Source organism: Allostreptomyces psammosilenae (assembly GCF_013407765.1).
Lineage (GTDB): Bacteria > Actinomycetota > Actinomycetes > Streptomycetales > Streptomycetaceae > Allostreptomyces > Allostreptomyces psammosilenae.
In genome coordinates this window covers 62,803-70,000 of the sequence record NZ_JACBZD010000001.1, presented here as the reverse complement: position 1 = coordinate 70,000, position 7,198 = coordinate 62,803, and the positions used below count along the sequence as shown (strand labels likewise).

Below are 7,198 nucleotides of genomic sequence, written 5' to 3'. Positions count from 1 at the left end.
AACGTCCACCGGCCGGTGTTGCACACCCACGACCGGTACGGGTACCGGATCGACGAGGTGGAGTACCACCCGGCGTGGCACGACCTGATGGGGCGGGCGGTGGCGGGTGGTCTGCACGCCGCGCCGTGGCGGGACGGCGCGGGTGCGGCCGCGCACGTGGTGCGGGCGGCGGCGTTCTACGTGACCAGTCAGGTGGAGGCGGGGCACTGCTGTCCGATCTCGATGACGTACGCCGTGGTGCCGGCGCTGCGGCACAACCCTGAGTTGGCGCGTCGGTACGAGCCGTTGCTGGCGTCGGAGCACTACGAGCCGGGTTTGCGTCCGCCGCTGGGGAAGCGGGGGCTGGTCGCCGGGATGTCGATGACGGAGAAGCAGGGTGGGTCGGACGTGCGGGCGAACTCCACGCGTGCCGAGCCGGTGGGGGATGAGGCGGGGGCGTACCGGATCACCGGCCACAAGTGGTTCACCTCGGCGCCGATGTCGGACGTGTTCCTGTGTCTGGCCCAGGCGCCGGGTGGGCTGTCCTGTTTCCTGGTGCCGCGGGTGCTGCCGGACGGGGCGCGCAACGGGGTGCGCTTGATGCGCCTGAAGGACAAGCTGGGGAACCACTCCAACGCCTCGGCGGAGGTGGAGTACGAGGGGGCGGTGGGGTGGCTGGTGGGTGAGGAGGGGCGTGGGGTGCGGACCATCGTGGAGATGGTGAACCTCACGCGGATGGACTGTGTGCTAGTGGCTGCGGCGGGGATGCGGTTGGGGACGACGCGGGCGGTGCACCACGCGGTGCACCGGCGGGCGTTCGGTGCCCGGTTGGTGGACGCGCCGTTGATGCGCAACGTGTTGGCCGATCTTGCCGTGGAGGCGGAGGCGGCGACGGTGTTGGCGATGCGCCTGGCGGGGGCGACGGATCGGGCGGTGGCGGGGGACGCGGGGGAGGAGGCGCTGCGCCGGTTGGCGTTGCCGGTGGCCAAGTACTGGGTGTGCAAGCGGGCGCCGGCCCATGCGGCGGAGGCGTTGGAGTGCCTGGGTGGGAACGGCTATGTGGAGGACTCCGGGATGCCGCGGTTGTACCGGGAGGCGCCGGTGACCTCGGTGTGGGAGGGGTCGGGGAACGTGACGGCGTTGGACGGGCTGCGGGCGATGGCGCGGGAGCCGGAGTCGGTGGAGGCGGTGCTGACGGAGGTGGACGCGGCGGCGGGGGCGGATCGGCGGTTGGACGCGGCGGCGCGGCGGCTGCGGGTGGAGTTGGGGCGTCGGGAGGGTCTGGAGGCGCGGGCGCGGCGGGTCGCGCAGGCGGTGGTGCTGGCGTTGCAGGGGTCGTTGCTGGTGCGGTTCGGGCATCCGGCGGTGGCGGACGCGTTCTGCGGGTCGCGACTGGAGGACGGGGTGGTGGGGTACGCGTTCGGGACGCTCGGGGAGTCGGTGGCGACGGACGTGTTGATCGAGCGGGCGCGGCCGGTGGTGCCGGCGGCCGGGTGAGGCTGGGCCGGTCGGCGGTGGGTCGGGCGGTGTCGGGTGGGGCGGGCGGCTGGTGCCGCTCCCGTCTCTAATGCGATGTTCGTCGCCTTAGGATGTGGCCTGGCAGGTCACGGTCGGTCACGGCGTTCGGAGTGGCGTGTGAGTTCCAGGGAGTCTGCGGGGGCGGGGTCGGCCCCGACGCCGGGTACCCGGCGGCCGGGTGGGCGGACGGCGCGGACGCGGGAGGCGGTGCGGGACGCCACCCTGGCGGAGTTGGCGCTGCACGGGTACGCGGGGCTGACCGTGGAGAACGTGGCGGAGCGTTCCGGGGTGCACAAGACGACGGTCTACCGGCGTTGGGGCGGGGTGGACGGTCTGGTGGTGGACGCCCTGGACCTGGCCGGGGAGGACTCCTGGCGGCCGCCGGACACCGGGTCGCTGGAGGGGGATCTCCGCGGGTTGGCCGACGAGGTGCGGGCGACCTTCGCGGATGCCGAGGCGGGGGCGGCGCCGTCGGCGTTCGTCGCGGCGGCGTTCCACTCGGAGCGGGCGGCGGCGGCGCTGCACGCCTTCTTCCGGGACCGGCACGCGCGGTCGGCGGTGATCGTGGAGCGTGCGGAGCGGCGTGGCGAGGTGCCGGCGGGGACCGACGCCGGTGCGGTGGTGCGGGCCACGACCGCACCGCTGTACTTCCGTCTGTTCATCACGGGTGAGCCGATGGACGGGGGCACGGTGGCCCAGGCGGTGGGGGCGGCGGTCGCGGCGGCCCGGGCGGGGGTGTTCGCGGCCGGCGGGTGAGGGCGGGCCGGTGGGGGTCGGTGGCTGCGGGGGTGGACGGTCGGGGCGGGGGTCATTCGGCGAGTGCCTGTTCGATGAGGCGGTCGGAGAGTTCGCGGACGCGGCGGCGGGCGTCGGTGTCGTACGCCTGGCCGGCGGCGGCGGCCTCGTGTTCGCCGTCGAAGAAGCGGCCGGTGACCTCGCGCATGGTGGGGCTGACGACGAGGCGCAGGACGGCGTTGGCGCCTTCGGGAACGGTGCTCATGGGTTCGACTCCGGCTTCGCGCACCATGGCGGTGTCCATGAAGGTGGCCGGGTGGACGGCGTTGGCGGTGACGGCGTGGCCGTGGAGTTCGGCGGCCAGGTCGAAGGTGAACATGACCTGGGCGAGTTTGCTGCGCGCGTAGGCGGTGAAGCCGTCGTAGGCGCCGGGCCGTTCCATGAGGGGGTCGTCGGCCGGGATGGGGTGCTGGCCGAGGGAGGCGACGTTGACGATCCGGGCGGGGGCGGAGGTGGTGAGCAGGGGGAGGAGTCGCCGGACGAGGTGGTAGCCGGCGAGGTGGTTGACGGCGAAGCGGAGTTCGATGCCGTCGGCGCTCTCCTCGCGGGCGGCGCCGGGTGGGCCGGCGCCGATGCCGGCGTTGCTGACCACGGCGTCGAGGCGGTCGTGGCCGGCGAGGAGGCGGTCGGCGAGGGCGTCGACCTGGCGGAGTTCGGCGAGGTCGGCGACGAGTTCGACGGCCCTGCCTCCGGTGGAGCGGATGGTCTCGGCGGTCTGGTGGACGCGGTCGGGGTCGCGGCCGTGCAGGAGGACCCGGGCGCCGGCGGAGGCGAGGCGGAGGGCGAGGTGGCGGCCGAGTCCGCTGGTGGCTCCGGTGACCAGGATGGTGCGGTCGTCGAGCCGTCCGGCGGCGGCGGTGGGGTCGCGGCGGGCGGCCCTCATCGGGTGGCCTCCGTCAGCGCGGGGGTGGGGCGGTGGTGTCCCATGCCGACTCCTAAAACGAGACACGGTGGTTCGCAAAAGCTAGTGCGCGGCGTCCGGTCTCGTAAAGTGCCAGCATGAGCGCCGCGGCCCCCTCCCCTGGTCCCCCGCCGACCGCGCCGCGTGGGCGCCCCCGCAGCGAGTCCGCGCGCCGGGCGGTGCTGGAGTCGGCGCTCAGGCTCTGCCAGCAGGAGGGCTACCAGCATCTGACGATCAAGGGCATCGCGGACGCCGCCGGGGTGGGCCGGCAGACCGTCTACCGCTGGTGGCCGGCGAAGACGGACGTCCTGCTGGAGGCGCTGCGGGCGTTGGCCGAGGTGGAGGAGGCGCGGCTGCGGCCGGACACCGGTGACACCCTGACCGACGTCGAGCGGCTGCTCGACGCCACCTTCACGCTTACCCGGGGGACGACCGGGCACGCGCTGGTCGGCCTGATGGCGGACGCCCAGGCGGACGGCGAGCTGGCGGAGAAGCTGCAGGGGACGGTGATCGGTCCGCGCCGCGACGCGCTGCGGGCGATCCTGGAGCGGGGGGTGTCGCGGGGCGAGCTGGCGCCGCGGATGCCGCTCGATCTGGCGGTCGACTTCGCCTTCGGCACGATGTGGTACCGGCTGCTCAGCCGGCACGCCCCGGTGGACGGCGCGCTGGCGCGGCAGATCACCGAGGTGCTGCGCACCATGCTGTCGGTCGAGCGCTGAGCCTTCCGGGCCCGCGAGCGCGCCGGCTGGCGCGAGTGCCGCGGCCCCACGAGTGCCGCGGCCCCACGCGTGTTGCGGCCCCGGTTCCGGGGGTGGAACCGGGGCCGCGGTCGGCGCTCGGTGGTCAGCGCTCGGTGTTCACTGCCCGCCGTTCAGCGGGCGGGCGCGGTGCTCAGCTGCAGCCGCTGGTGGAGCCGCAGCCCTCGCAGACGTGGCAGCTTCCGGCGCGGCGCATCTTGATGCCGCAGTTGAAGCACATCGGCGCGTCGGCGTCCAGGCCGAGCTGGGCCTCGACGAGCTCCGTGGAGCTGTGCACGTCGGACGCCTGGCGGACGGTCTCCTTGGGCTGCTCCGTGCGCACCTCGACCGGCTTCGGACGGGCCGGCTGGCGCGGGGCGGACTGCTGGAGCCCCTCCAGGTCCTCCTCCTCGAAGCCGTCCTCGGCGGTGTAGGAGCCGGTCTCCAGGTGCCGCTGGCGCTCCTCGGCGGAGTGGATGCCGAGGGCGGAGCGGGTCTCGAAGGGCAGGAAGTCCAGCGCGAGGCGGCGGAAGATGTAGTCGACGATGGACTGCGCCATCCGCACGTCCGGGTCGTCGGTCAGGCCCGCCGGCTCGAAGCGCATGTTGGTGAACTTCGAGACGTAGGTCTCCAGCGGCACGCCGTACTGGAGGCCGACGGAGACGGCGATGGAGAAGGCGTCCATCATGCCCGCGAGGGTGGAGCCCTGCTTGGACATCTTCAGGAAGACCTCGCCGAGGCCGTCGTCCGGGTAGGAGTTGGCGGTCATGTAGCCCTCGGCGCCGCCGACCGTGAAGGAGGTGGTGATGCCGGGGCGCCCCTTCGGCAGGCGCTTGCGGACCGGGCGGTACTCGACGACCTTCTCGACCTTGGGCTGTTCCTCGGCGACGGCGGCCTGCTTCTCCTCCTTCTTCTTGGCGGAGAGCGGCTGGCCCACCTTGCAGTTGTCGCGGTAGATCGCCAGGGCCTTCAGGCCGAGCTTCCAGCCCTGGAAGTAGATCTCCTCGATCTCCTCCACGGTGGCGGTCTCGGGCACGTTGCAGGTCTTGGAGATCGCGCCGGACAGGAAGGGCTGCGCGGCGGCCATCATCCGCACGTGGCCCATCGCGGAGATGGCGCGCTCACCCATGGCGCAGTCGAACACCTCGTAGTGCTCCGGCTTCAGGCCGGGGGCGTCGACGACGTGGCCGTGCTCGGCGATGTGCTCGACGATCGCCTCGATCTGCTCCTGCTGGTAGCCGAGGTTCTTCAGGGCGCGCGGCACCGTGTTGTTGACGATCTGCATGGAGCCGCCGCCGACCAGCTTCTTGAACTTCACCAGGGCGAGGTCGGGCTCCACGCCGGTGGTGTCGCAGTCCATCATCAGGCCGATGGTGCCGGTGGGGGCGAGCACGGAGGCCTGGGCGTTGCGGTAGCCGTGCTGCTCGCCGAGCTCCAGGACCTGCTGCCAGGCCCGGGTGGCGTGGTCCCAGATGCCGGTGTCCATGGGGTGCATGCGGGTGGCGGCGGCGTTGGCCTCGGCGTGCTGGCGCATGACCCGCTTGTGGCCCTCGGCGTCGCGGGCGTAGCCGTCGTAGGCGCCGACGGCCTCGGCGAGCTCGGCGGAGCGCTTGTAGGCGGTGCCGGTCATCAGGGAGGTGACGGCGCCGGCGAGGGCGCGGCCGCCGTCGGAGTCGTAGGCGTGACCGGTGGCCATCAGCAGGGCGCCGAGGTTGGCGTAGCCGATGCCGAGCTGGCGGTAGGCGCGGGTGGTCTCGCCGATCTTCTCGGTGGGGAAGTCGGCGAAGCAGATGGAGATGTCCATCGCGGTGATGACCAGCTCGACGACCTTGGCGAAGGTCTCGGCGTCGAAGGTGTCGGCGGCGCCGTCGGTCCCCTCGCGGAGGAATTTCATCAGGTTCAGCGAGGCGAGGTTGCACGAGGAGTTGTCCAGGTGCATGTATTCGCTGCAGGGGTTCGAGGCGGTGATGCGCCCGGCCTCGGGCGAGGTGTGCCAGTGGTTGATGGTGTCGTCGTACTGGATTCCGGGGTCGGCGCAGGCCCAGGCGGCCTCGGCCATCCGCCGGAACAGCTTGCGGGCGTCGACGGTCTCGATGACCTCGCCGGTCATCCGGGCGCGCAGGCCGAATTCCCGGCCCTCCTCGACGGCGCGCATGAACTCGTCGTTGACCCGGACGGAGTTGTTGGCGTTCTGGTACTGGACGGAGGTGATGTCCGCGCCGCCGAGGTCCATGTCGAACCCGGCGTCGCGCAGGGCGCGGATCTTCTCCTCCTCCTTCACCTTGGTGTCGATGAAGTCCTCGATGTCCGGGTGGTCGACGTCGAGGACGACCATCTTGGCGGCGCGGCGGGTGGCGCCGCCGGACTTGATGGTGCCGGCGGAGGCGTCGGCTCCGCGCATGAAGGAGACCGGGCCGGAGGCGTTGCCGCCCGAGGAGAGGAGCTCCTTGGAGGAGCGGATGCGGGAGAGGTTCAGGCCGGCGCCGGAGCCGCCCTTGAAGATCAGGCCCTCTTCCTTGTACCAGTCCAGGATCGAGTCCATCGAGTCGTCGACGGACAGGATGAAGCAGGCGCTCACCTGCTGCGGCTGCTTGGTGCCGACGTTGAACCAGACGGGCGAGTTGAAGCTGAAGATCTGGTGGAGCAGGGCGTGGGTGAGCTCCAGCTCGAAGATCTCGGCGTCGGCGGGGCTGGCGAAGTAGCCGTGCTCCTCGCCGGCGGCCCGGTAGGTCTTCACGACGCGGTCGATGAGCTGCTTGAGGCTGCTCTCGCGCTCGGGGGAGCCGACGGCGCCGCGGAAGTACTTGCTGGTGACGATGTTGACCGCGTTGACCGACCAGAAGTCGGGGAACTCGACGCCGCGCTGCTCGAAGTTGACCGAGCCGTCGCGCCAGTTGGTCATGACGACGTCGCGGCGCTCCCAGGTGACCGCGTCGTAGGGGTGGACGCCGGGCGTGGTGTGGATGCGGTCGATGCGCAGGCCGCGACCGTGTCCGGCGCCGCCGTGGTTCTTGCGCTTCCCGGAGGTTCCCGTGCCGGCGCCGGGCACCTTCGCGGTGGCCTTGGGGGCTGCGGCGGTGGCGGCGGCGGAGACGTTCTTGCGGGCACCGCGGGCCTTGGCCGGCTCGTTGGCCGGGCCGGGCTGCGCGGTGGCGCCCGGGGTGGCGGACCTGTCGTCTGCCGAGCCGGAGCCGCTGGTGGTGTCTGTCATGGGTCCTCCTACGGGCTGCAACGCCCTGGACGTCGTCGGTCTTCCCGACACGGGTGG

At 72.4% G+C, this 7,198-nt stretch carries 5 protein-coding genes (1 of these 5 cut by a window edge); 3 read left to right on the top strand and 2 right to left on the bottom strand.

What is annotated here, in order from left to right; genetic code table 11:
- Positions 1 to 1,476: the 3' portion of an acyl-CoA dehydrogenase family protein gene (locus tag FHU37_RS00250; RefSeq protein WP_179812220.1), read on the top strand. The gene continues 180 nt to the left of window position 1, outside the view; 1,476 of the gene's 1,656 nt are visible here — the last part of the coding sequence; the start codon falls outside the window, past its left edge; the stop codon is at positions 1,474 to 1,476.
- Positions 1,477 to 1,704: 228 nt separating this feature from the next.
- A complete protein-coding gene (locus FHU37_RS00245; RefSeq protein WP_376773869.1) occupies positions 1,705 to 2,253 on the top strand; it encodes a TetR/AcrR family transcriptional regulator in 549 nt (182 codons plus the stop codon).
- 52 nt (positions 2,254 to 2,305) lie between these two features.
- Here the strand turns inward: FHU37_RS00245 and FHU37_RS00240 are convergent, their stop codons facing one another.
- On the bottom strand, positions 2,306 to 3,175 hold the full coding sequence (locus tag FHU37_RS00240) for an SDR family NAD(P)-dependent oxidoreductase (protein WP_179812218.1): 870 nt from the start codon (positions 3,173 to 3,175) through the stop codon (positions 2,306 to 2,308).
- A gap of 116 nt (positions 3,176 to 3,291) precedes the next feature.
- Between FHU37_RS00240 and FHU37_RS00235 the strand changes: the two genes are divergently transcribed.
- Entirely contained in the window at positions 3,292 to 3,912 is a 621-nt protein-coding gene (locus FHU37_RS00235) for a TetR/AcrR family transcriptional regulator (protein ID WP_179812217.1), read from the top strand.
- Positions 3,913 to 4,084: 172 nt separating this feature from the next.
- On the opposite strand, the gene FHU37_RS00230 is transcribed toward FHU37_RS00235, so the two are convergent.
- On the bottom strand, positions 4,085 to 7,141 hold the full coding sequence (locus tag FHU37_RS00230; protein ID WP_246449496.1) for a vitamin B12-dependent ribonucleotide reductase: 3,057 nt from the start codon (positions 7,139 to 7,141) through the stop codon (positions 4,085 to 4,087).
- Between the last annotated feature and the right edge of the window lie 57 nt (positions 7,142 to 7,198).

Excerpts from the sequence above, each read along its gene's own strand:
- FHU37_RS00240 (WP_179812218.1), bottom strand. The coding sequence starts at position 3,175 with ATGAGGGCCGCCCGCCGCGACCCCACCGCCGCCGCCGGACGGCTCGAC.
- FHU37_RS00235 (WP_179812217.1), top strand. The coding sequence starts at position 3,292 with ATGAGCGCCGCGGCCCCCTCCCCTGGTCCCCCGCCGACCGCGCCGCGT.
- FHU37_RS00230 (WP_246449496.1), bottom strand. The coding sequence starts at position 7,141 with ATGACAGACACCACCAGCGGCTCCGGCTCGGCAGACGACAGGTCCGCC.